The organism is Micromonospora okii, from assembly GCF_020884795.1.
Classification (GTDB): Bacteria; Actinomycetota; Actinomycetes; order Mycobacteriales; family Micromonosporaceae; genus Micromonospora; species Micromonospora okii.
Window position 1 is genome coordinate 182266 of sequence record NZ_BBZF01000017.1, and the last position, 24370, is coordinate 206635.

Sequence of the window (24370 nt, forward strand, 5' to 3'; positions counted from 1 at the left end):
CCGGGCTCCGGCCCCCGGATCACGTTGCCACAGGTCACGGCCCCGGGGTGCCGGCCGCGGGCCACCGCCCCCGGGTCACGGCTCCCGGGCCCCGGGTCACCGCCCCCGGCCGGGGAAAGCGCCCTACTTGTCGATGTCCCCGACCACGAAGAACATCGAGCCGAGAATGGCGATCAGGTCCGGTACCAGGCAGCCGGGGAGCAGCGTGGCCAGCGCCTGCACGTTCGCGTACGACGCGGTGCGCAGCTTGAGCCGCCACGGGGTCTTCTCGCCCCGCGACACCAGGTAGTAGCCGTTGATGCCGAGCGGGTTCTCGGTCCAGGCGTAGGTGTGCCCCTCGGGGGCCTTCACCACCTTCGGCAGCCGGGTGTTCACCGGCCCGGTGAGCCGGTCCACCCGCTCCAGGCACTGCTCGGCGAGGTCGAGCGAGGCGTACACCTGGTCGAGCAGCACCTCGAACCGGGCGTGGCAGTCCCCGGCGGTCTTGGTGACGACCGGCACGTCGAGCTGGTCGTACGCCAGGTAGGGCTCGTCGCGGCGCAGGTCCAGGTCCAGCCCGGAGGCCCGGGCGACCGGCCCGGACGCCCCGAACGCGGCGGCGTCGGTGGCCGAGAGGACCCCCACCCCGACGGTGCGGGCCAGGAAGATGTCGTTGCGCCGGATCAGGTCGTCCAGGTCCGGCATCCGGCGGCGCACCTCGCCGATCGCGGCGCGGGCCCGGCCCGTCCAGCCCGCCGGCACTTCTTCCTTCAGCCCGCCGACCCGGTTGAACATGTAGTGGACCCGGCCGCCGGAGACCTCCTCCATGACGGCCTGGATGGTCTCCCGCTCCCGGAACGCGTAGAACATCGGCGTGATCGCGCCGATCTCCAGCGGGTACGAGCCGAGGAACATCAGGTGGTTGAGCACCCGGTTCAGCTCGGCGAGGGCCATCCGCAGCCAGGTGGCCCGCTCGGGCACCTCCATGCCCATCAGCCGCTCGACGGCGAGCACCACGCCCAGCTCGTTGGAGAACGCCGACAGCCAGTCGTGCCGGTTCGCCAGCACGATGATCTGCCGGTAGTCGCGCACCTCGAACAGCTTCTCCGCGCCCCGGTGCATGTACCCGACGATCGGCTCGGCGGTGACCACCCGCTCCCCGTCGAGGACCAGCTTGAGCCGCAGCACACCGTGCGTGGACGGGTGCTGCGGGCCGATGTTGAGCACCATGTCGGCGCCGAGCTGCTCCCCGCCGGCCCCGGTGCCGACGGTCAGCTCACGCAGGTCGCCGGTCTGGTTGGTCATGCCCGTCATCGTGCCATGAGCGGATCGACGGCGACGCCGACCGGTTGCAGCAACCAGTGGTGCCCGCCGAGCCCGGCGGGGTCGGTCAGCTCGGCCGCCGTTGACGCGGCGGCGAGCGCCCGCACGTACCCGGCCGGGTCGGTGGCGGCCAGGCCCAGCGGCGGTCGCCCGCCGTCGATTCCGAGCGCCCGCAGCGCCTCCCGCTGGGTGACCAGGGCGTACGCGCACCCCGCGACCCGCTCGCCGGCGGCGGCCACCGAGTCCACGGCGACGTGCGCGGTGACGTCGCACGACCCGTCGGGCACCGGCGGCACCTGCCGCCCGCCCCGGTACCCGCTCAACGTCCCGCCCACCGGCCGCGCCTCCCGCAGGTGCCCGTAGTCCACCGTCACGGCCACCCCCCGCCCGACCCGTCCCACGGCCTCACCCCAGGCCAGATCCCGCCCCCGCCCGATCTCCACCCGTAGCCCTTCGCCGATCAAGAGATTCGCGTCGGGATCGGGGCCGTTCCCGTCCGCAAACTTCTTGATCGACGAGGCGGGGGAGGGGGCGGGAGAGGGGGCGGGGGTGGGCCACCAGGTGGTCAGCCAGGCGGCGTCGGCGGGGGTCAGGGGGTCGCCCACCGTCTCGCCGCCCGTTGCGGGGTCCACCAGGAGGTAGCGCCAGCCCGCCGGGGTGAGGGTGGCGATGTCCAGGGGGACGTTGTCGAGCCACTCCGTGGCCAGCAGCAGGCCGGTGAATCCGGCCGGGATCTCGTCCGTCCAGGTGAGCTCCGCCGGCAGGTCGTGGGGGCGGGGGGCCTTCTCGACGGCGGTGAGGCGCAGGCGGTGGGCGAGCGGGGGCGGCGCGGCGGGGCCGGAGCGAGCGGCGGGGTCGGGGGGCGCGGGCGCGGGATTGAGGGCGGGGTCGGGGGGCGCGGGGGCGAGGGCCGGGTCGGGGTGGGCGAGGGCCGCCAGGGCGAGGAGCAGCTCGCCCCGGCCGGCCCCCACGTCGACCACGTCGAACGGGGACGGGTGCCCGAGGGCGGAGTCGAGGCGCGAGACGAGGCGGAACAGCGCCGAGGCGAACGCGGGCGACGCGTGCGTGCTGGTCCGGAAGTGGCCCGCCGGCCCGGGGTCGGAGACGAAGAAGCCGCCCGGCCCGTACAGGGCCCGGTCCATCGCGTCTCGCCAGAGCATCGACATCAGTTCATCCCACGTTCAACGTCCGTCACCGTGCCGACCCTACGGTTGCCGGGCATGAGACGAATCGCAGTCCCCGCCCTGGCGGTCGTACCGCTGCTGCTGGCCGCTCCGGTCGCCGCCGCGCCGACCCACGGCGGCGCGCCACGCCCGACCCACGCCGACGTGCCGCGCCCGGTCCGGGCGGTTGCCGAGACCCCCTCCCTCTTCGACGACGCGGCCGGCGGCGACGCGGACGCCGACGACCCGGCGATCTGGGTGCACCCGACGGACCGGGCCGGCAGTCTGGTGGTCGCCACCGCCAAGAACGGCGGCCTGCGGGTGTACGACCTGGGCGCACGCGAGCGGCAGGCGATCGCCACCCCGCCGGCCCCGGGCCCCGGCAGCGAGGCCGGCCGGTTCAACAACGTGGACCTGGTGACCGGGTTCCGGCTGGGCGGCCGGACGGCCGACCTGGCGGTGGTCACCGACCGGGGCCGCGACCAGCTCCGCTTCTACCGCATCGACCCGGCCACCCGGCTGCTCACCGACGTGACCGCGCCGGACGTGCCGTTCGCGTTCAGCCGGGACCAGGCCGAGGTCGACGAGCAGCGCACCGCGTACGGGCTGGGCACGTACGTCGACCCGACCGGGGCCGCGTACGCGGTGGTGAGCCGGCGCAGCACCGCCGAGGTGGGGGTGTTCCGGCTGGTCGAGCGGGCCGGCCGGGTCGGCTACCTCCCGGTGGACCGGCTCGTCCTGCCGTCGACGTTCACCCTGCCCGACGGCACCACCTGGTCGCCGTGCACCGACCCGGGCGACGGCCCGCAGGTGGAGGGGACGGTGGTGGACCCGGACAGCGGCGTGGTGCACCTGGCGCAGGAGAAGGTGGGCCTGTGGCGCACCCGGCTCGTGGGCGGCCGGTTCGCCGAGGCGCCCCGGTCGGTCGAGCGGGTCCGCGAGTACGGCGTGCCGGCCGTCTTCGACCCGGTCGAGGACGACTGCGTGACCGACCACTCGGCCGACCCCGGCTTCGGCGGCCGGATCGCCCAGGACGTGGAGGGCCTGACGATCTACCGCACCGGCCCGTCCACCGGCACCCTGGTCGTCTCCAGCCAGGGCGACGACACCTTCTACACGTACGACCGGCGCACCGGCCGCCCGACCGGCCGCTTCGCCGTGGTCGACGGCGTCGTGGACGGCTCCCAGGAGTGCGATGGCGCGGCGGTGACCTCCACCCCGCTGCCGGGCTTCCCCGGCGGCCTGCTCGTGGTGCACGACGGCCGAAACACGCCGGAGACCCCGGGGGAGGACGGCGAGGCCCGGACGGACACCGACTTCAAGTTCCTCGACGCCGGGTTCCTGCGCGACGCGCGCTGACCCCGTCGCCCGGGCCGCCGCGAGAGGGGCGCGGCGGCCCGGCCACCGGCGGTGAAGGTTTTCACACCTTCTTGTTGCGGCTCCGTGAACGCGGCGCATACTTGCGATCGACCGGTACCCCCTTCGAGGACTGGATCGTTGCCATGAGCGCACCGTCGCGCCCGCGTCCGGCTGCCCCCATCGGGGCCGCCGCACCGCCGGGCGGCGCCAACGCCCCGCTCGTCTTCCCCCGCGCACTCACCGTCGGCGTCGTCGGCACCGGCAGGGTCGGCGCCGTGCTCGGCGCCGCGCTCGCCGCCGCCGGGCACCGGGTGGTCGCCGCCTCCGGCGCCTCCGGCGCGGCGAAGGCCCGGATCGCCCTGCTGCTCCCCGAGGCCCACAACCGCTCCGCGACCGCGGTGGCCCGGGCCGCCGCCGACCTGCTGCTGATCGCCGTGCCCGACGACGCGCTCGCCGGGGTGGTGGCCGGGCTCGCCGAGGCGGGCGCGCTGCGCCCCGGCCAGGTGGTCGCGCACACCTCCGGCGCGCACGGGCTGGGCGTGCTCGCCCCGGCCGCCGCCGTCGGGGCCCGCCCGCTGGCCCTGCACCCGGCGCTGACCTTCACCGGTACGCCCGCCGACCTCGGCCGGCTCGCCGGCATCTCGTACGGGGTGACCGCCCCGGCCGAGCTGCGCCCGCTCGCCGCCCGGCTGGTCGCCGACCTCGGCGGGGTGCCCGAGTGGGTGGCCGAGGGCGACCGGCCGCTGTACCACGCGGCGCTGGCGCACGGCGCGAACCACCTGGTCACCCTCGTCAACGAGGCGGCCGACCGGCTGCGTGACGCCGGGGTGGACCAGCCGGAGAAGGTGCTCGCCCCGCTGCTGGGGGCGGCGCTGGAGAACGCCCTGCGGCTCGGCGACGACGCGCTGACCGGCCCCGTCTCCCGGGGCGACGCCGGCACCGTACGCCGGCACGTGGAGCGGCTCGCCGCCACCGCGCCCGAGTCCGTCGCCCCGTACCTGGCGCTGGCCCGCCGCACGGCGGACCGGGCCATCGCGGCGGGCCGGCTGCGCCCGGCGGACGCCGAGGCGCTGCTCGGCGTGCTCGGCAGCCGAGAGCTGAGGAGGCCCGAGTGAGCGCGAGGAGTGAGCCGCTTTTGCGAGCCCCGCAGTCGCGAACTGGGGAGGCTGAGTGAGCGCGAGGAGTGAGCCGCTTTTGCGAGCCCCGCAGTCGCGAACTGGGGAGGCTGAGTGAGCGCGAGGAGTGAGCGGTTTTTGCGAGCCCCGCAGTCGCGAACCGAGATGAGGCACTGATGACGGAGTTGGTGCGCACCCGCGAGGAGCTGGCGAAGGCGCGTGGCGCCCTGACCGGCACCGTCGGTGTGGTGATGACCATGGGCGCGCTGCACGCCGGGCACGAGACGCTGCTGCGGGCCGCCCGGGAGCGGGCTGACCACGTGCTGGTGACGATCTTCGTGAATCCGCTCCAGTTCGGCCCGAACGAGGACTTCGACCGGTACCCGCGCACCCTCGCCGACGACCTGGAGGTCTGCCGGCAGGCCGGGGCGGACCTGGTCTTCGCGCCGGACCGGGACGAGATGTACCCGGACGGCGAGCCCCGGGTCCGGGTGGACCCCGGCGTGCTCGCCGGGGACCTGGAGGGGCTGAGCCGGCCCGGCTTCTTCCACGGCGTGCTCACCGTGGTGCTCAAGCTGTTCCAGCTCACCCGCCCCGACCTGGCCTTCTTCGGCGAGAAGGACTACCAGCAGCTCACCCTGGTGCGGCGGATGGCCCGGGACTTCGACGTGCCGGTCGAGGTGGTCGGCGTGCCGACCGTCCGGGAGCCGGACGGGCTGGCCCTGTCCAGCCGCAACCGCTACCTCTCCGCGCGCGAGCGTCAGTCGGCGCTGGCCCTCTCCGCCGCGCTGCGGGCCGGCGAGGAGGCCGCCGACCGGGGGCTGGACGCGGGCGCGGTGCTGGCCGCCGCCCACCGCGCGTTCGCCGCAGACGCGCCCGAGGTCGAGCTGGACTACCTGGCGCTGACCGACGAGGAGCTGGAGCCCGGTCCGGTCGCCGGGCCGGCCCGGCTGCTGGTCGCCGCCCGGGTCGGCGCCACCCGGCTGATCGACAACACGGCGATCCAGCTCGCCCCCCGTTCCTGACCCGCCCTCCCCGCTCCGAAAGGCACGGCCATGTTCCGCACCATGCTCAAGTCGAAGATCCACCGGGCCACGGTGACCCAGGCCGACCTGCACTACGTGGGATCGGTGACGGTCGACCAGGACCTGCTCGACGCCGCCGACCTGATCCCGGGGGAGCAGGTGGCGATCGTGGACATCACGAACGGGGCCCGGCTGGAGACGTACGTGATCCCGGGCGAGCGGGGCAGCGGCGTGATCGGCATCAACGGCGCCGCCGCCCACCTGGTGCACCCGGGCGACCTGGTCATCCTGATCTCGTACGGGCAGATGGACGACGCCGAGGCGCGCGCGTACCGGCCCCGGGTGGTGCACGTCGACGCCGACAACCGGGTCGTCGACCTGGGCGCCGATCCGGCCGCGGCGGCCCCCGGGACGGCCGGCGACCCCGTCCCCAGCCCGCTCGCCGTCGTCGGCTGACGCGCCGCCGGCCTTCGGGCCGGCGGGGGACATCCGTGCGTGCGCGGTCTGTCACCGACGGACGTCCATGGTTACTCTGGGGGCGCCGTCGTGGACTGGTGGTTGGGGAGGCCGCGTGCGTCGTGCGCTGTCGATGCTGTGCGCCGCCCTGGTCACTGCGGGGGCGCTGGCCGGCTGCGGTGACTCCGCCGGCCTCGACGGCGATCTCACCGACGACTGGGCCGCCCCCGCGCCCGCCGGTCCGTTCACCCCGGCTGCCGGGGTGTGCCAGGTGGCCGACTTCGCCGAGGTGGTGACCCTGGCGGCGTACGCGCCGGTCGACTGCGCCGTCCCGCACCGGGTGGAGGCCGTGCACGTGGGCGCGTTCCCGGCGGAGCGGGCCGCCCCACCCGCCGGTGCCTCGACGGAGCTGCGCGGCGCCTTCGCCGACTGCGACGCCAAGGCCACCGGCTACGTGGGGGACGAGTGGCGGGCCGGCCGGCTCCGGCTGGCCGTGGCGCTGCCGTCGAAGACCGGCTGGGCGTCCGGGGCCCGCTGGTACCGCTGCGACCTGACCGAGGTGAGCACCGCCGAGGCCGGCGCCGTCACCGTGACCCGCACCGGCAGCCTCCGGGGCGCGCTGAAGGGGCCCTCCCCGCTGCGCCTGGGCTGCCAGCGCAGCCGCGCCGCGAAGACCCGTGGCGCGCAGGTGCTGGAGCCGGTGGCGTGCGGCACCCGGCACGACGCCGAGTTCGTCGGGGTGTGGAAGGCCCCGGACAAGCCGTACCCGGCCCGGGACGCCGAGTGGGCGCCGTTCTTCGCCGGCTGCCACACGGCGCTGGCCCGCTACGTCGGGGTGCCGGACGACGACGCCCTGCGCCTCCGTAGCGGCCTGGTGGTCCGCCCGCCCGCCGCCGGCCGCTGGCGGGTCGGCGACCGGGGGGTCCGCTGCTACCTGTGGCTCAGCGACCGCACGGTGACCGCCTCGCTCAGGGGCGCCGGCCCGGCCGGGCTACCCGTCCGCACGAGGTGAACCCGGGTCGGCCGCCGTGGCCCCGCACGGGGTGAACACCGGCCCGACGTCGTAGCCTGCGCCGTCCGTCGTGCCCCCGCCGCCCGGTGCGAGCGGGCTTCGGGTTGACTGTGCTCATGGACGCACCGCCCGTCGACCTGCCCGACCTGCCCGACCTGCCCGCCCTGCCGTCGCTGCTGGCCGCGCCCGCGCCCGGCTGGGTGGAGACCACCGACGTGATCGTCGTCGGCTCCGGGGTGGCCGGGCTGACCGCCGCGCTGCACCTGCGCGAGGCCGGGCTGCACGTCACGGTGGTCACCAAGGTCAACATCGACGACGGCTCGACCCGCTGGGCGCAGGGCGGCATCGCCGCCGTGCTCGACCCGGCCGACACCCCGGCCGCGCACGCCCTGGACACCGAGATCGCCGGTGTCGGGCTCTGCGACCCGGCTGCGGTGCGGGTGCTGGTCGAGGAGGGCCCGGTCCGGCTGCGCGAGCTGATGCGGATCGGGGCGGAGTTCGACCGCAACCGGGACGGCTCGCTGATGCTCACCCGGGAGGGCGGGCACCGGGCCGACCGGATCGTGCACGCCGGCGGCGACGCCACCGGGGCCGAGGTGCAGCGGGCCCTGCACGCCGCCGTCCGGCGCGACCCCTGGATCCGGCTGGTCGAGCACGCCCTGGTGCTGGACCTGCTGCGCGCCCCCGGCGACGGCCCCGGCGGCCTCGGCCCCGCCTGCGGCATCACCCTGCACGTCCTCGGCGAGGGCAGCGAGGACGGCGTGGGTGCCATCCTGGCCCGGGCGGTCGTCCTGGCCACCGGCGGGATGGGCCAGATCTACGCGGCCACCACCAACCCGGCCGTCTCGACCGGCGACGGCGTCGCCCTCGCGGTACGGGCCGGCGCGGCGGTGACCGACGTGGAGTTCGTCCAGTTCCACCCGACCGCGCTGATCACCCCGGCCGGCGCGGGCGTGCCCGGCGTCGGGCACGCCCAGCAGCCGCTGGTCTCGGAGGCGCTGCGCGGGGAGGGCGCCCACCTGGTCGACGGCGACGGCAAGCGGTTCATGGTCGGCCAGCACGAGCTGGCCGAGCTGGCCCCCCGGGACGTGGTGGCCAAGGGCATCCACCGGGTCCTGCTGGCCACCGGGGCGGACCACGTCTTCCTCGACGCCCGGCACCTGGGCGGCGACTTCCTGGCCCGGCGCTTCCCGACCATCGTCGCGTCCTGCCTGGCCATCGGGGTCGACCCGGGGACCGGCCTGATCCCGGTCGCCCCCGCCGCCCACTACGCCTCCGGCGGCGTCCGCACCGACCTGCGCGGGCGCACCACCATCCCCGGGCTGTACGCCTGCGGCGAGGTGGCCTGCACCGGCGTGCACGGCGCCAACCGGCTGGCCAGCAACTCGCTGCTGGAGGGGCTGGTGTTCTCCCGGCGGATCGCCGAGGACATCGCCGCCGGGCTGCCCGAGCAGGCCCAGCCCGCGCAGACGGGCGCCTGGGTCGGGGGCGAGGGTTGGGTGGTGCCGGCGGAGGCGACGCCGACGCTGCAACGGGCGATGACCCGGGGCGCGGGCGTGCTCCGCTCGGCGGACACCCTCGCCGCGACCGCCGGCGTGCTGAGCGGGCTCGGCGCGGGCCGGGGCCGGCCCCGGACGGCCGACTGGGAGGCGACGAACCTGATCACCGTGGCGTCGACGCTGGTCGCCGCCGCGTACGCCCGCCGGGAGACCCGGGGTTGCCACTGGCGGGAGGACTTCCCGACGGCCGACGAGCGGTGGCACGGCCACCTGGTCGGCGCGCTCGGGGCGCAGGGCCGGCTGACACAGGCGTGGGAGGGGATCCGATGACGGAGTCGACGGAACGGGCATTGCGGGACGCGGGTCTGGACCCGGCGCAGGTGCGGCGGGTGATCGAGGACGCGCTCGCCGAGGACCTGGGGCCGGAGCGGCTGGACGTCACCAGCGTCGCCACCATCCCGGCCGAGCAGAGCGACACGGCCGACCTGGTGGCCCGCGCCGACGGCGTGGTGGCCGGGCTGGCCGTGGCGGCGGCGGTGTTCGAGCTGGTCGGTGCGGCGGTCGACGCCGGCCGTACGGTCGAGGTGTCGGTGGTGGCCCAAGACGGGCAGCGGGTGGCGCGCGGCGACGTGCTGGCCACGGTGACCGGCCCGACCCGACTGCTGCTCGCCGCCGAGCGGACGGCGCTCAACCTGCTCTGTCGGATGTCCGGGGTCGCCACCCACACCCGGGCCTGGGCGGACGCCCTGGCCGGCACCAAGGCGACGGTGCTGGACACCCGCAAGACCACGCCGGGCCTGCGCGCCCTGGAGAAGTACGCGGTCCGGGCCGGCGGCGGCACGAACAAGCGGATGGGCCTGCACGACGTCGCGATGATCAAGGACAACCACAAGCTGGCGGCGGGCGGGATCACGGCGGCCTTCCGCCGGGTCCGGGAGGCGTTCCCGGACGTGCCGGTGCAGGTCGAGGTGGACACCCTCGCCGAGGCGCTGGAGGCGGTCGAGGCCGGGGCGGACTTCCTGCTGCTGGACAACATGACCCCGCAGACGCTGACCGAGGTGGTCGCCGCCGTGGGGGACCGGGCGGAGCTGGAGGCGACCGGCGGCCTGACCCTCGACGTGGCGGCCCAGTACGCGGCCACGGGGGTGGACTACCTGTCGGTCGGCGCGCTGACGCACTCCTCGCCGATCCTGGACGTCGCGCTGGACCTGCGGACGCGGTGAGCGCCGCGCCGCCCGGCGTCTAGGCTGCGTGCGTGCTGCTCTGCATCGACATCGGAAACACCAACACCGTGCTGGCGACCTTCGACGGCGACAGGCTGGTGCACTCCTGGCGGATCAAGACCGACGCCCGCTCGACGGCGGACGAGCTCGGGCTGATGTTCCGGGGGCTGCTGGCCGGTGACGCCGTGGAGATCACTGGGGTGGCCGCCTGCTCCACGGTGCCGGCCGCGCTGCGCTCGCTGCGGACCATGCTGGCCCGCTACTACGCGGACCTGCCGAGCGTGGTCGTCGAGCCGGGCGTGCGCACCGGGGTGCAACTGGCCATCGACAACCCGAAGGAGGTGGGCGCCGACCGGGTGGTGAACACCCTCGCGGCGTACACGCTGTTCGGTGGCCCGTCGATCGTGGTGGACTTCGGCACCACCACGAACTTCGACGTGATCAGCGGCCGGGGGGAGTTCCTCGGCGGCGCGTTCGCGCCCGGCATCGAGATCTCCTTCGACGCGCTGGCGGCCCGCGCCGCCCAGCTCCGCAAGGTCGAGGCGACCAAGCCCCGGTCGGTGATCGGCAAGAACACGGTCGAGTGCCTCCAGTCGGGCCTGTACTTCGGCTTCGGCGGCCAGGTCGACCGGATCGTCGAGCGGATGACCGAGGAACTGGGCGAGGTGAAGGCGGTGATCGCCACCGGCGGGCTGGCGTCGGTGGTGCTCGGCGAGTGCCGGACGATCACCCACCACGAGCCGATGATCACGCTGATCGGCCTGCGGATGGTCTACGAACGCAACCTGTGAGGTTGAGAGCAGCGCCGGGGTGGGGTGAGCGCCGGCAGGTAGAGGTCGGGCGCGGCGACAGGTCATGCCGTAACGGCCGCCGGGCGGCTTGAGTACGCTCGGGCCTGACCCCGCCGAAAACTCCTTACTGAGGAAGCGTGCCGTGACCGAGCAGAACGCCGTGCCAGTCGACCCCGCCGACGACCTTCCCGAGCAGATGAAGGTCCGCCGGGAGAAGCGGGACCGGATGCTCGCCGAGGGCGTCGAGCCGTACCCGGCCGGATACCCGCGGACCAGCACGCTGGCCGAGATCCGCGAGAAGTACGCCGACCTGGCCACGGACACCGCCACCGGCGACAGGGTCTCGGTCACCGGCCGGGTGATCTTCGTACGGAACACCGGCAAGCTCTGCTTCGCCACCCTGCGCGACGGCGACGGGACCGAGCTCCAGGCGATGCTCTCCCTCGACCGGGTGGGCGCCGAGCGGCTGGACGACTGGAAGCGCCTGGTCGACCTGGGCGACCACGTCGGGGTCGCCGGCGAGGTGATCACCAGCCGGCGGGGCGAGCTGTCGGTGCTGGCGGACGAGTGGGCCGTCACCGCCAAGGCGCTGCGCCCGCTCCCGGTGGCGCACAAGCCGCTCAGCGAGGAGGCCCGGGTCCGCCAGCGGTACGTCGACCTGATCGTCCGCCCCCAGGCGCGGCAGATGGTCCGCACCCGGGCCACGGCCGTGCGCAGCCTCCGCGACACCCTGCACGGGCAGGGGTACCTGGAGGTCGAGACGCCGATGCTCCAGTTGCTGCACGGGGGCGCGGCGGCCCGGCCATTCGTGACCCACAGCAATGCGTTGAGCACCGATCTGTATCTGCGAATCGCGCCGGAACTGTTTCTCAAGCGCGCGGTGGTCGGTGGCGTCGATCGGGTCTTCGAGATCAACCGCAACTTCCGTAATGAGGGTGTCGACTCTTCGCACTCGCCCGAGTTCGCGATGCTCGAGGCGTACCAGGCGTACGGGGACTACGACACCATGGCCGCCCTCACCCGCAATCTGGTGCAGGAGGCGGCGATCGCCGTCGCCGGCTCCACGGTGGTGACGCACGCAGACGGCCACGAGTTCGATCTGGGCGGGGAGTGGCGCTCGGTGACCCTCTTCGGGTCGCTTTCCGAGGCGCTCGGCGAAGAGGTCACCGTCCGCACCGAGCGGGCCCGCCTCGTCGAGTACGCCGACAAGGTCGGCCTGGCCGTCGACCCGAAGTGGGGCCCGGGAAAGCTCGCCGAGGAGCTCTTCGAGGAGCTGGTCGTGCCGGGGCTCCAGGCGCCCACCTTCGTCCGGGACTACCCGGAGGAGACCAGCCCGCTGACCCGGGCCCACCGGACCGAGCCGGGACTGGCCGAGAAGTGGGACCTGTACGTCCTCGGGTTCGAGCTGGGCACCGCGTACTCCGAGCTGGTGGACCCGGTGGTGCAGCGCGAGCGGCTGGTGGCCCAGGCGCAGCTCGCCGCCCGCGGCGACGACGAGGCGATGCGGCTGGACGAGGACTTCCTCCGGGCGATGGAGTACGGAATGCCGCCCGCCGGAGGTATGGGAATGGGAATCGACCGGCTGCTGATGGCGCTCACGGGCCTGGGAATTCGGGAAACCATCCTCTTCCCCTTGGTCCGGCCCGAGTAGGGGTTGCCCCGACCCGCCAGGTGCTTATTGCCTCATCCTATTGACGGGGCAAGCGCCGGGGGGGTTATTGTGCTCTCAGTTTGCAGGAGCATCACCCTGCTCGAAAGGAATGTGGGAAGTGGCCAAGCAGATCATTCACAAGCTGGTCGATGACCTGGACGGCGGGGACGCTGACGAGACCGTCAAGTTCGCGCTCGACGGCGTTCAGTACGAGATCGACCTCTCCAACACGAACGCCGAGAAATTGCGCGAGGTTTTCGCACCGTACGTCGCGGCCGGCACGAAGGTGGGCCGGGGCGGGGTCGTCGTGGGCGGCCGGGCCGCGCGCGGCCGGGGCGGTGCCACGGCCGACCGGGAGCAGAACAAGGCGATCCGGGAGTGGGCCAAGAAGGCGGGCAAGGAGATCTCCGACCGGGGGCGCATCCCGCAGGAGATCGTCGACGAGTTCCACGCCAAGCGCTGAGGGGCCAGCCCCCGCCGGGCGCCGAGGGATGCCGCGTCCCCGGGTGAACGCCGGGCCGCCGAAGGGGGCAGCCCGGCCGTGAGCGCGGGACGGACGGGGCACCACGGACACGGGCGACACCGACGCCGGACCGGAGCATGTCTCCGGGCCGGCGTCGCCGTCTGACGGGCCAGGGTCGGCCCGCCGGGGCCGCCGGGCCCCCTGCACCGCCGCCGCGACGCCGGTCGTCGCCGTGCTCCGTCGGCCGCGACGCCGGTCGTCGCCGTGCTCCGCCAAGAGGCTGGCTCGTCGCCGTGCCCCGCCGTACCGAGAGGTGGGGGGCCGCCGTGCTCCGCTAGCGAGGGGCGGGGTGGTCGCTGTGCCCCGCCGGCAAGAGGCCGGGCGCGCCGTGCCCCGCCGCGCCGGGCCCGGCCCCCGGGCGCGCCGCCGGGAAGAAGCCGGCGTGCCACGTCGTTGTCCCAGTCGGCGGAGACCTTCGCCCGCAGCCCGTGGGTGACCGCCCCGAGCGGCCGGCGCGGGCCGCCGGACGCCGCCCGAGGCCCCCGCCGGGGCCCCCGGGGCGGCCCGACGCCGCCGGCGAATTTCGCTCTCCGCGTACAGGCGGGGGTTCCGGAACACGCCCTGAGCGCGGACGGTTGGCTAAAACGGCGCGTACCGGGCTCCCGTGGAGGACACACGACCTCAGCGGAGTCGGTCCGCGGCGATAGAGTAATGAGGCAAGGACGCCCGTCCCGGACGTCCGCGCACCGGCCCCGCCGAGATCTGACCATCAAGGCGCACGGCACGTGAGGAGCACGAGGGCATGTTCGAGCGGTTCACCGACCGAGCGCGACGGGTTGTCGTCCTGGCCCAGGAAGAGGCCCGGATGCTCAACCACAACTACATCGGTACGGAGCACATCCTGCTGGGCCTGATCCACGAGGGTGAGGGTGTCGCGGCAAAGGCCCTGGAGAGCCTCGGCATCTCCCTGGAGGGCGTCCGTCAGCAGGTCGAGGAGATCATCGGCCAGGGCCAGCAGGCGCCGAGCGGGCACATCCCGTTCACGCCGCGGGCCAAGAAGGTGCTGGAGCTGTCGCTGCGCGAGGCGCTCCAGCTCGGCCACAACTACATCGGCACCGAGCACATCCTGCTGGGCCTGATCCGCGAGGGCGAGGGCGTCGCAGCCCAGGTCCTCGTGAAGCTGGGCGCGGACCTCAACCGGGTCCGTCAGCAGGTCATCCAGCTCCTCTCCGGCTACCAGGGCAAGGAGCCGGCCGCGGCCGGGGCCGCCCCGGGCGAGGCCGCGCCGTCGACCAGCCTGGTGCTGGACCAGTTCGGCCGCAACCTGACCCAGGCCGCCCGCGAGGGCAAGCTCGACCCGGTCATCGGGCGCGAGAAGGAGATCGAGCGGGTCATGCAGGTGCTGTCCCGCCGCACCAAGAACAACCCGGTGCTCATCGGCGAGCCCGGCGTCGGCAAGACCGCCGTGGTGGAGGGCCTGTCCCAGAAGATCATCAAGGGCGAGGTGCCCGAGACGCTGAAGGACAAGCAGCTCTACACCCTCGACCTCGGCGCGCTGGTGGCGGGCTCCCGCTACCGGGGTGACTTCGAGGAGCGCCTGAAGAAGGTCCTCAAGGAGATCCGCACCCGCGGCGACATCATCCTGTTCATCGACGAGATCCACACCCTGGTGGGTGCGGGCGCCGCCGAGGGCGCGATCGACGCGGCGAGCATCCTGAAGCCGATGCTGGCCCGTGGCGAGTTGCAGACCATCGGTGCCACCACCCTCGACGAGTACCGCAAGCACCTGGAGAAGGACGCCGCCCTGGAGCGTCGTTTCCAGCCGATCCAGGTAGGTGAGCCGTCGCTGGCCCACACCATCGAGATCCTCAAGGGCCTGCGCGACCGGTACGAGGCGCACCACCGGGTGAGCATCACCGACGCCGCCCTCGTGGCCGCCGCGACCCTGGCCGACCGGTACATCTCCGACCGCTTCCTGCCGGACAAGGCGATCGACCTGATCGACGAGGCCGGGGCCCGGATGCGGATCCGCCGGATGACCGCGCCGCCGGACCTGCGCGACTTCGACGAGCGCATCGCCCAGGTGCGCCGCGACAAGGAGTCCGCGATCGACGCGCAGGACTTCGAGCGTGCCGCGCAGCTCCGCGACAAGGAGAAGCAGCTCCTCGGCCAGAAGGCGCAGCGGGAGAAGGAGTGGAAGGCCGGCGACCTCGACGTCGTCAGCGAGGTCGACGACGAGCAGATCGCCGAGGTCCTCGGCAACTGGACCGGCATCCCGGTCTACAAGCTGACCGAGGAGGAGACCTCGCGTCTGCTGCGCATGGAGGACGAGCTGCACAAGCGCGTCATCGGCCAGGAGGACGCGGTCAAGGCCGTCTCGAAGGCCATCCGGCGCACCCGGGCGGGCCTGAAGGACCCGAAGCGCCCGTCGGGCTCGTTCATCTTCGCCGGCCCGTCCGGCGTGGGTAAGACGGAGCTGTCGAAGGCCCTCGCCGAGTTCCTGTTCGGCAGCGAGGACGCCCTCATCCAGCTCGACATGTCCGAGTTCCACGACCGGTACACGGTCTCGCGGCTCGTCGGTGCCCCTCCCGGCTACGTCGGCTACGACGAGGGCGGGCAGCTCACCGAGAAGGTGCGGCGTAGGCCGTTCTCGGTGGTGCTCTTCGACGAGATCGAGAAGGCCCACCCGGACGTGTTCAACACGCTGCTCCAGATCCTGGAGGACGGGCGGCTCACCGACGGTCAGGGCCGGATCGTGGACTTCAAGAACACGGTGATCATCCTGACCACGAACCTGGGCACCCGCGACGTGGCGAAGGCCGTGTCGCTGGGCTTCCAGGCGTCGGAGGACTCGGAGTCGAACTACGACCGGATGAAGCAGAAGGTCAACGACGAGCTGAAGCAGCACTTCCGCCCGGAGTTCCTCAACCGGATCGACGACACGATCGTGTTCCACCAGCTCCGGCAGAACGAGATCCTCTCGATCGTGGACATCATGATCGCCCGGATCGAGACCCAGCTCCGGAACAAGGACATGGGTCTGGAGCTGACCGACAACGCCAAGAAGTACCTGGCGAAGAAGGGCTTCGACCCGGTGCTGGGCGCGCGGCCGCTGCGTCGCACGATCCAGCGCGACATCGAGGACAACCTGTCCGAGCGGATCCTGTTCAACGAGCTGACCCCCGGTCAGATCGTCGTCATCGACTGCGAGGGCGACCCGGAGGACACCGACAAGTCCAAGCTGGTCTTCCACGGCGCGGACCGACCGGTCCCCGTCCCCGACGCCGTCCCCGCCGACCTCGGTGGGAGCACCGAGGCCGCCTGACGGCCGCACGACACACCAAACGGGCGACGGCCCGGCGGCTCTGCCGCCGGGCCGTCGCCCGTTTCTCGCGTAGACGGATCAGGCGTCGCCGTCAGGGCCGCAGAGCCTTGGCAGGGCGAAGCCGCCGCCAGGGCCCCGAGAGCCGCCCGGGGGAGAGAGGCCGGCCGGAGTCTGAGGCGACCCGGCCCGCCCCGGGGCCGCACGAGAGCGGGGCCGCCGTGACAAGCGGCCGGGGCCCGTACGGGAGCGGGGCCGCCGTGACAGGCGGCCGGGGCCTACAGGGGCGGGGCCGGGATCGCCGGGCCGTCGCCGGCCAGCCGGAACGACGCCTCGTCGACCGGCTCCACCAGGCCGTCGGTGACCAGCCCCGCCAGTGCCCGGGCGCGCTGCACGTCGTCGGCCCAGACCTGGTCCAGTCGCTGGTGCGGCACGGGCCCGCTGCTCTCCCGCAGCACCGCCAGCAGCAGCCCGCGCACCTGGCGGTCCGTGCCGGCGTACCGCTGGGGGCGGCGGGTCGGGCCGGCCGGGGCCGTCTGGCCCGACGCCCGCCACGCGCAGGTCGACTCCACCGGGCAGACCGCGCACCGGGGCGAGCGGGCGGTGCAGACCACGGCCCCCAGCTCCATGAACGCGGCGCTGGCCAGCGCCGCAGCGGCCGGCTCCGCCGGCAGCAGCTCCTCGGTGGCCACCAGGTCGGCGGGGCGGGTCGCCGGTCCGGCGTCGGGCTCCCCGGCGATCGCCCGGCACACCACCCGGCGCACGTTGGTGTCCACCACGGGGTGCCGCTGCCCGTACGCGAACGCGGCCACGGCCCGGGCCGTGTAGGTGCCCACCCCCGGCAGCGCCAGCAGGTGGTCCAGCCGGTCCGGCACCTCGCCGCCGTGCCGCTCGACGATCGCCACCGCGCAGTCGCGCAGCCGTATCGCCCGGCGCGGGTAGCCCAGCCGGCCCCACATCCGGATCGCCTCGGCCGGGGTGTCGTCGGCCAGCGCGGCGGGGGTCGGCCAGCGCTCCAGCCACGCCGTCCAGGCCGGCAGCACCCGCACCACGGGCGTCTGCTGGAGCATGACCTCGCTGACCAGGATCGCCCACGCGCCCACGCCGGGCACGCGCCACGGCAGGTCGCGGGCGTTGCGCTCGTACCACCGGCTGACGAGGGTGGCGAAGGTGGGTTCAGACATCGCGCCGCCGATCATGTCACGGGCCGGCTTCCCGCAGGATGGGCGGGCCGGGCGGGGCGATGCCCGGGGCCGACGCCGGATCGGGCAGAATGCCCGGATGAGCGAGCTAGCGATCACCGTCATCGGTCGGGACCGGCCCGGCATCGTGGCCGACGTCGCCGAGGTGCTCGCCGGGCTCGGCGCGAACCTCACCGACTCCACCATGACCCGGCTGCGCGGCCACTTCGCGATGACCCTGGTCTGCGTCGGCCCGGCCGCCGCCGAGGTGGAGGCCGCGCTGGCCCCGCTCGCCGCCGACGGTCGGCTCCTGGCCACCGTGCGGGCCGTCACCCCCGACGGCGCGACGGCACCGGCCGGCGAGCCGTACGTGCTGGCGGTGCACGGCGCGGACCGGCTGGGCATCGTCGCGGCGATGACCCGGGTGCTGGCGGACGCGGGCGGCAACGTCACCGACCTGAGCACCCGGCTGACCGGCTCCCTCTACGTGGTGGTGGCCGAGGTCGAGCTGCCGGCGGGCTCCTCCGACGCGGTGGCCGGGCGGTTGGCCCGTACCGCCGCGGAGCTGGGGGTGGGGGTCAGCCTCCGCCCGGCCGACTCGGACCTGCTGTGACAGCCGGGTACACCGGCCTGGGCGACTGGACCCCCGAGGCGCTGGGGGTGCCGGGCCGGGTGCGCCCGGTGGTCTCCGCCCCGGAGCCGGTGCTCAGCCGCCCCGGCCCGGAGGTGGACCCGACCTGCGAGGAGGTGGTCCAGCTCGCGGCCGACCTGGTCGCCACGATGCGGGTCTCGCCGGGCTGCGTGGGTCTCGCCGCGCCCCAGGTCGGGGTGAGCGCCCAGGTGTTCGCGGTGGACGTCACGGACCACCCGAAGGCGGTCACGGTGCACGGCACGTTCGTGCTGTGCAACGCCCGGGTGGTGGAGGCGACCCGCTGGAAGGCCGGGCGGGAGGGGTGCATGTCGGTGCCCGACCTGACCGGCGACGTCAAGCGGGCCAGCAGGCTCGTCGTCGAGGGGGCGCTCCCGGGCAGCGGCGCGCCGGTGCGGCTGGTCACCGACGGGTTCGAGGCGCGCGCGTTGCAGCACGAGATCGACCACTGCGCCGGCCTGCTCTTCCTCGACCGGGTGGCCGGGGCGCACGCCATCTACCAGCGCAAGGTCTACCTCTGACGGACGGCCGCCCGGCCCGGGACCGGGCGCGTTTCCGGTAGGGGCGCCGCCGCCGAGGGGCGGTCGGTCGTCGTGAGTGGAGGGTGGTGGCGGTGAGCCGAGGGCGGTCCGGCGCGTCGCGCCCGTCGAGCGCGGGTCGCGCCGTTACGGTGGGAGCATCATGCGTCTGACGGTCGGCCCCCTGCCACCCGCCGTGTACTGGCGGCGTCGCGTCGTCGTGCTGGGAGCGGGGCTTCTCTTCCTGATTGTCCTGCTCTACTCCTGCAACGGTGCGGGCAACACCGGCACCACGCCGCAGTCGAAGTCGACCCCGACTCCGACTCCGACGGCGACCCCGGGTGCCGCCGACCCGTCCGCGTCGCCGGGCCCGAGCGGTCTTGTGCTGCCCGGGCAGACCGTCTCACCGCCCGCCGGGTCGGACGGCGGCGGGACCGAGCCGGTCTCCCCCGCTGGCCCCGGCGCGCCCGCTTCCCCCGACGGCCCGGCCGCGCCGGCCAACAACGACGCGCCGGCCGCCCCGGGCGGCTCCGGCGACGGGGCGTGCACCAATGCGGAGATCTCGGTGACCCCGGTGGCGGTGCCGTTCTCGCTGCGGCGCGAGAACGGCGCCAGCCTGCAGCTCAGGATCAAGAACACGTCGGACCGCACCTGCAGCCGGGACGTCGGCGCGGACTTTCAGGAGCTGTTCGTGAAGTCGGGCGCGGAGAAGGTCTGGTCCTCCGACACCTGCGGCACCGTGAAGGGCTCGGACGTGCAGTCGTTCACCCCGGGCTTCGAGCGGTCGTACCAGGTGGACTGGAACGGGAAGGACTCCAGCCGGTGCAGGGACGGGCTGGCCGACGGCCCGTTCCCGCGCGCCGGGACGTACCAGCTCTTCGGGCGGCTCGACACCAAGGTGAGCGATCCGGTGAAGCTCACCATCACCGGCTGAGCCGGGCCGGTCTCCGGGGCACCCCCCCCGGGCCGCGCCCGGTCGCCCGGTGCGGCCCTGCGTGGCACCCGTCAGACGTGGCACCCGTCAGACGTAGCGCTCCAGGATGGACGCCTCGGCGAGCCGGGACAGCCCCTCCCGGACGCCCCGGGCCCGCGCGTCGCCGACGCCCTCCACGGCCTGGAGATCCTCCACCGTCGCCCCGAGGAGCCGCTGAAGGCTGCCGAAGTGCAGCACCAGCCGGTCGACGATCGCCACCGGCAGCCGGGGCACCTTCGCCAGCAGCCGGAAGCCGCGCGGGCTGACCGCCGCGTCCAGCGCGTCGGAGGCGGCCGGGTAGCCGATCGCCTTGGCGACGGCCACCAGGTCTATCAGCTCGGTGGCGCCCAGCAGGTCCAGCTCGACCAGGGCCTCGTCCAGCGTGCGGGGCTTGCGGCCGGTGGGCAGGTAGTCCCGGATGACCAGGGTGCGGTCGGCGTCGACGCCGGCCATCAGCTCGTCGAGCTGGAGGGCGAGCAGCCGGCCGTCGGTGCCCAGCTCCACCACGTACCCGGCGATCTCGTCGGCGATCCGCCGGACCATCTCCAGCCGCTGCACCACCGCCACCGCGTCCCGGACGGTGACCAGATCCTCGATTTCGAGCGCGGAGAGGGTGCCGGAGACCTCGTCGAGGCGCAGCTTGTAGCGCTCCAGCGTGGCCAGGGCCTGGTTGGCCCGGGACAGGATGGCCGCCGAGTCGTCCAGCACGTGCCGCTGGCCGTTGACGTAGAGGCTGATGATCCGCATCGACTGGCTGACCGAGATGACCGGGTAGCCGGTCTGCCGGGCCACCCGCTCTGCGCTGCGGTGCCGGGTGCCGGACTCCTCGGTGGGGATCGACGGGTCCGGCATCAGGTGCACGGCCGCCCGGACGATCCGGGTGCCGTCGCTGGAGAGCACCACCGCGCCGTCCATCTTGCACAGCTCGCGGACCCGGGTCGCGGAGAACTCCACGTCCAGCGGGAAGCCACCGGTGCAGAGCCCCTCGACCACCTTGTCGTAGCCGAGGACGATCAGCGCGCCCGTGCGGCCGCGCAGGATCCGCTCCAGGCCGTCACGGAGCGCGGTGCCCGGCGCCATGAGCGCGAGGTTGGCCCGCAGCGGGTCGCCACCCGCGCCGCCGACACTCCCGGTCACGCTGACGCTGATCGGACGGGCGGGCGAGCCCACGGGGCCGGTGCGGGCGTGGGGGGTCGCGCCGGCGGTCTTGCTGGCATCGCGGTCGATCGGCACGCGCACAGTCTACGGACTGGCGTGCGGTGGGTGCTGTCGTGGTTACTGTGATGTGTCACGATGCCCTCCTCGTGTCGCCCCGCGCCGCCTGCCGCGCATGTCCGGAAATCGCACGGGCGGTCCCTCCCGACGACCACCGTGGGTCACTCCGCCGATGCGCGGGCGGCACACTGGAGGGCCGAGCGAACGTCGGTGACCTCCATCACCCGCATGCTCTCCGGGCCCGCGCCCGCGCTCTCCGGGCCGCACCCGGGCGGCACGAGAGCCACCCGGAAGCCCAGCCGGGCCGCCTCCGCCAGCCGGCGGGGCACCGCCCCGACCCGACGCACCTCGCCGGTCAGCCCGACCTCGCCGATCGCCACCAGGTGTGGGTTCATCGCGAGGTTGAGCCCGCCGGAGGCCACCGCCAGGGCCACCGCCAGGTCGGCGGCCGGCTCCACCACCCGGATGCCGCCGACCGTGGCCGCGAAGACCTCCCGGTCGTGCAGGGTCAGCCGGTCGGCGCGGCGCTGGAGCACCGCGAGCACCATCGCCAGCCGGGCCCCGTCGAGCCCCGAGACCGTGCGCCGGGGCGAGCCGGCGACCGTCGCGCCGATCAGCGCCTGCACCTCGGTGACCAGGGGACGCCGCCCCTCCATCGCCACCGTCACGCAGGTGCCGGGCACCGGCTCGGAGTAGCGGGTGAGGAAGAGCCCCGACGGGTCGGCGAGGCTGCTGATGCCCCCCTCGTGCATCTCGAAACAGCCGACCTCGTCCGCCGCGCCGAACCGGTTCTTCACGCCGCGCACCATCCGCAGCGAGGAGTGCTTGTCGCCCTCGAAGTGCAGCACCACGTCGACCAGGTGCTCCAGCACCCGGGGGCCGGCCACCTGGCCGTCCTTCGTGACGTGGCCGACCAGCACCGTGGCGATGCCGCGCTCCTTGGCGACCGCGACCAGGGCGGCGGTGACCGCCCGCACCTGGGTCACCCCGCCGGGCACCCCCTCGGTGCCGGGGATGGAGATCGTCTGCACCGAGTCGAGCACCAGCAGCCCGGGCTTCACCGCGTCGAGGTGACCGAGGACCGCGCCGAGGTCGCTCTCGGCGGCCAGCCAGAGCTGGTCGTGCAGCGCGCCCATCCGTTCTGCGCGCAGCCGCACCTGGCTCACCGACTCCTCACCGCTGACCACCAGGGACGGGCTGCCGGCCGTGGCCGCCCACTGCTGGGCCACGTCGAGCAGCAGGGTGGACTTGCCCACCCCCGGCTCGCCGGCCAGCAGCACCACCGCGCCGGGCACCAGGCCGCCGCCGAGCACGCGGTCCAGCTCGCTCACACCCGTGGCGCGGGCCTTCGCGGGGGCGGCGCTGATGGTGGCGATCGGGCGGGCGGGCTCGGCGGGCAGCCGGGAGCTGACCACCCGGCCCGAGACGGTCGGGCCGGTGACCGTGCACTCGACCACTGAGCCCCACTCGCCGCACTCGGGGCAGCGCCCCACCCACTTGGGGGGCTGGTGGCCGCAGGCGTCGCACTCGTAGGCCGGACGGGGTTCGCGGGCGGCCCGGCCCGCGCCGCGCGGCGTCGCTCGGGAGGGTGTCGATCGGGACGTCGTCACACCGGAACGCTAGTCCTCCCGTACGACGAAAACACCGCCGGCGTGGCAGGTGCCACGCCGGCGGTGTCGTCGACGGTCGGTGCCGCGGCGCTATTCGCCGTGGCCGTTGCCACCCTCGGTGCCGCCCTCTTCGCCGTGCCCGCCCTCGCGCTCGACGATCTGGGAGGGCCGCGGGAGCGGGGTCAGCGGGATGCCGATCGGGACCGGCGTGCTGACGACCTGGCCGTTGCCGAAGTCGAAGGTCAGGTCGACCTGCTGCCCGACGCGGAGGGTCTCGTTCAGGCCGACGAGCTGGAGCGGGCGGCCGCCCTGCACGTTGAGCTGGACGTAGCTGAGGGCCGGGATCTCGAACCGGGCCGGCTGCCCGGCCGGGGCGGACGGGCCCTCCGACGGCGACGCGCCGGCCGAGGGCGAGGCGCTGCCCGAGGGCGACCCACCGGCCGAGGGGGAGGCGCTGCCCGAGGGGGAGGCGCTGCCCGACGGCGAGGTCTCGCCGGAGGGCGACTCGCCGGTCGAGGCGGACGGGCTGGCCGAGCCGGTCTCGCCGCCGCCGACCACGACCTCCCGGGCGCTGTCCGTGGTGACGGTCACCGTCACCGGGGTCTGCGAGTCGTTGTAGAGCACCGCGTTGAGCGCGGCGTTGGCGCCCGCCTGGTAGGTCCCGTTGGCCGGGTGCTCGACGTAGAGGCCGCGCACCTTGTAGTCCCGGTTCTCGGTCTGGACGTCGACGCCCTGGATCGACGGCACCTTGTTGGCGGTCTCGGCCTTCTGGCCGGTGCCGCAGCCGGTCGCCAGCAGGGCGGTCGCCGCCACGCCGGACACCAGCAGGGCCGCCCGCCGGGAACCCCTGATCGAGCGCGTCACGTCGGTCCTCCTCGTCACGATCCCCACCCGGCCGACGCCGGGCACGGTGGCCATACCCGCGCAGACCGGCTTCAGGGTAGTTGGGCCTGATCGTGACCCGCACGGCGACCCGGCACCACCACCTTGCCGGGGCCGCTCACACCAGCGGGCCGCTCGACACCAGCAGCACCACGTCGATCAGCGCCACCAGCAGCACCGCCCGGAACGCGGCCACCCCGCGGTCGCCGGCCCGGCCGGCGCCCCGGCCCGCGTACCAGGCCAGGGGCGGGACCACGGCGGCGGTCGCGACGGCCGACATCCCGGCCCAGGACGGTGGCCCGGGCGGCCCCGCGACCAGCGCGACGGTCGCCGCGAGCAGCAGCCCGGCGGCGGCGGCCCGGCTGCCGGTGGCGCCCAGCCGGTGCGGCAGCCCGCGCACCCCGGTCCGGGCGTCGTCGGCCAGGTCGGGCAGCACGTTGGCGAAGTGCGCGCCGGCCCCCAGCAGGGCGGCGGCGACCACCAGCCAGACCGGCGGGGCGGGCGCGCCGGGCAGCGCGAGCACCACGAAGGCGGGCAGCACGCCGAAGGAGACCGCGTACGGCAGCACCGAGACCGGCGTCGACTTCAGCGGCCGGTTGTACAGCAGCGCGGAGACCAGGCCGACGATCGCCCAGGGCGCCGCCGCCCGGTTGGTGGTCGTCACCGCCAGCACGACCGTGGCCAGGGCCGCCGCCCGCGTCGCCAGGCCGACCGTCCGCCGGCTCACCGCGCCGGCGGCGACCGGCTTGTCGGTACGCCCCACCGCCGCGTCCCGGGCGGCGTCCAGGTGATCGTTGGACCAGCCGACCGCGAGCTGGCTGGCGAGGACCGTGAGCGCCACCGCGGCGACCCCGGACGGGCGGTGCCCCACCCCCCAGGCGAGCAGCCCGGCGACCACGGTCACCGCCGTAGCGGGCTCCGGATGACTGGCCCTGAGCAGCGCTGACACCGTCGTCGACAT

At 74.6% G+C, this 24370-nt stretch carries 21 protein-coding genes; 14 read left to right on the forward strand and 7 right to left on the reverse strand.

Going from position 1 to position 24370, the window contains the following annotated elements; genetic code table 11:
* Positions 1 to 123 precede the first annotated feature (123 nt).
* Together LPU43_RS14495 and LPU43_RS14500 are read right to left on the reverse strand one after the other, a co-directional pair.
* Positions 124 to 1293 carry an NADH-quinone oxidoreductase subunit D gene (locus tag LPU43_RS14495; RefSeq protein ID WP_229400922.1) on the reverse strand — a complete coding sequence of 390 codons (1170 nt, stop codon included), beginning with the start codon at positions 1291 to 1293 and terminating at the stop codon, positions 124 to 126.
* Positions 1290 to 2468, reverse strand: coding sequence for an SAM-dependent methyltransferase (locus LPU43_RS14500; RefSeq protein ID WP_229400923.1), 1179 nt, complete (start codon positions 2466 to 2468; stop codon positions 1290 to 1292). Before LPU43_RS14500 ends, LPU43_RS14495 begins: the two co-directional genes overlap by 4 nt.
* A 54-nt stretch (positions 2469 to 2522) precedes the next feature.
* Between LPU43_RS14500 and LPU43_RS14505 the strand changes: the two genes are divergently transcribed.
* The 11 genes from LPU43_RS14505 to LPU43_RS14555 all read left to right on the forward strand — a co-directional run bounded on the left by LPU43_RS14505 (position 2523) and on the right by LPU43_RS14555 (position 16384).
* Positions 2523 to 3824, forward strand: a complete 1302-nt coding sequence (locus LPU43_RS14505; protein ID WP_229400924.1) for a phytase — start codon at positions 2523 to 2525, stop codon at positions 3822 to 3824.
* Between the two features lie 143 nt (positions 3825 to 3967).
* Positions 3968 to 4939, forward strand: coding sequence for a Rossmann-like and DUF2520 domain-containing protein (locus LPU43_RS14510; protein ID WP_229400925.1), 972 nt, complete (start codon positions 3968 to 3970; stop codon positions 4937 to 4939).
* 176 nt (positions 4940 to 5115) lie between these two features.
* Positions 5116 to 5964, forward strand: coding sequence for a pantoate--beta-alanine ligase (gene panC, locus LPU43_RS14515; protein WP_229400926.1), 849 nt, complete (start codon positions 5116 to 5118; stop codon positions 5962 to 5964).
* Positions 5965 to 5994: 30 nt separating this feature from the next.
* Positions 5995 to 6420, forward strand: a complete 426-nt coding sequence (gene panD, locus LPU43_RS14520) for an aspartate 1-decarboxylase (RefSeq protein ID WP_229400927.1) — start codon at positions 5995 to 5997, stop codon at positions 6418 to 6420.
* Between the two features lie 115 nt (positions 6421 to 6535).
* Positions 6536 to 7432 (forward strand): septum formation family protein, encoded by an 897-nt coding sequence (locus LPU43_RS14525; protein WP_373321714.1) that lies wholly within the window; start codon positions 6536 to 6538, stop codon positions 7430 to 7432.
* 116 nt (positions 7433 to 7548) lie between these two features.
* Positions 7549 to 9261: an L-aspartate oxidase gene (locus LPU43_RS14530; protein WP_229400928.1), complete on the forward strand. Its 1713-nt coding sequence runs from the start codon at positions 7549 to 7551 to the stop codon at positions 9259 to 9261.
* Complete coding sequence (gene nadC, locus LPU43_RS14535) at positions 9258 to 10154, forward strand: carboxylating nicotinate-nucleotide diphosphorylase (protein WP_229400929.1); 897 nt, start codon at positions 9258 to 9260, stop codon at positions 10152 to 10154. The genes LPU43_RS14530 and nadC overlap by 4 nt, the downstream gene beginning before the upstream one ends.
* A 32-nt stretch (positions 10155 to 10186) precedes the next feature.
* On the forward strand, positions 10187 to 10945 hold the full coding sequence (locus LPU43_RS14540; protein ID WP_229400930.1) for a type III pantothenate kinase: 759 nt from the start codon (positions 10187 to 10189) through the stop codon (positions 10943 to 10945).
* 142 nt (positions 10946 to 11087) lie between these two features.
* Complete coding sequence (gene lysS / locus LPU43_RS14545; protein ID WP_229400931.1) at positions 11088 to 12596, forward strand: lysine--tRNA ligase; 1509 nt, start codon at positions 11088 to 11090, stop codon at positions 12594 to 12596.
* Positions 12597 to 12714: 118 nt separating this feature from the next.
* Entirely contained in the window at positions 12715 to 13059 is a 345-nt protein-coding gene (locus tag LPU43_RS14550; protein ID WP_229400932.1) for a histone-like nucleoid-structuring protein Lsr2, read from the forward strand.
* An 802-nt stretch (positions 13060 to 13861) separates the two neighbouring features.
* Positions 13862 to 16384: an ATP-dependent Clp protease ATP-binding subunit gene (locus LPU43_RS14555; protein WP_229400933.1), complete on the forward strand. Its 2523-nt coding sequence runs from the start codon at positions 13862 to 13864 to the stop codon at positions 16382 to 16384.
* Positions 16385 to 16659: 275 nt separating this feature from the next.
* Here LPU43_RS14555 and LPU43_RS14560 read toward each other — a convergent pair whose 3' ends face one another.
* Positions 16660 to 17565: an iron-sulfur binding domain-containing protein gene (locus tag LPU43_RS14560; RefSeq protein ID WP_229400934.1), complete on the reverse strand. Its 906-nt coding sequence runs from the start codon at positions 17563 to 17565 to the stop codon at positions 16660 to 16662.
* Positions 17566 to 17662: 97 nt separating this feature from the next.
* Here LPU43_RS14560 and LPU43_RS14565 point away from each other — a divergent pair, with 97 nt between their 5' ends.
* The 3 genes from LPU43_RS14565 to LPU43_RS14575 all read left to right on the forward strand — a co-directional run bounded on the left by LPU43_RS14565 (position 17663) and on the right by LPU43_RS14575 (position 19663).
* Positions 17663 to 18175 (forward strand): glycine cleavage system transcriptional repressor, encoded by a 513-nt coding sequence (locus LPU43_RS14565; RefSeq protein ID WP_229400935.1) that lies wholly within the window; start codon positions 17663 to 17665, stop codon positions 18173 to 18175.
* Positions 18172 to 18732 (forward strand): peptide deformylase, encoded by a 561-nt coding sequence (locus LPU43_RS14570; RefSeq protein ID WP_229400936.1) that lies wholly within the window; start codon positions 18172 to 18174, stop codon positions 18730 to 18732. Before LPU43_RS14565 ends, LPU43_RS14570 begins: the two co-directional genes overlap by 4 nt.
* Positions 18733 to 18892: 160 nt before the next feature.
* On the forward strand, positions 18893 to 19663 hold the full coding sequence (locus LPU43_RS14575; RefSeq protein WP_229400937.1) for a hypothetical protein: 771 nt from the start codon (positions 18893 to 18895) through the stop codon (positions 19661 to 19663).
* Between the two features lie 87 nt (positions 19664 to 19750).
* On the opposite strand, the gene disA is transcribed toward LPU43_RS14575, so the two are convergent.
* The 4 genes from disA to LPU43_RS14595 form a co-directional block, all read right to left on the reverse strand.
* Entirely contained in the window at positions 19751 to 20935 is a 1185-nt protein-coding gene (disA, locus tag LPU43_RS14580; protein WP_229400938.1) for a DNA integrity scanning diadenylate cyclase DisA, read from the reverse strand.
* A 143-nt stretch (positions 20936 to 21078) separates the two neighbouring features.
* A complete protein-coding gene (gene radA, locus LPU43_RS14585; protein WP_229400939.1) occupies positions 21079 to 22527 on the reverse strand; it encodes a DNA repair protein RadA in 1449 nt (482 codons plus the stop codon).
* Positions 22528 to 22617: 90 nt separating this feature from the next.
* Positions 22618 to 23391 carry a hypothetical protein gene (locus LPU43_RS14590; RefSeq protein ID WP_229400940.1) on the reverse strand — a complete coding sequence of 258 codons (774 nt, stop codon included), beginning with the start codon at positions 23389 to 23391 and terminating at the stop codon, positions 22618 to 22620.
* A 136-nt stretch (positions 23392 to 23527) separates the two neighbouring features.
* Positions 23528 to 24370, reverse strand: coding sequence for a UbiA family prenyltransferase (locus tag LPU43_RS14595; RefSeq protein ID WP_229400941.1), 843 nt, complete (start codon positions 24368 to 24370; stop codon positions 23528 to 23530).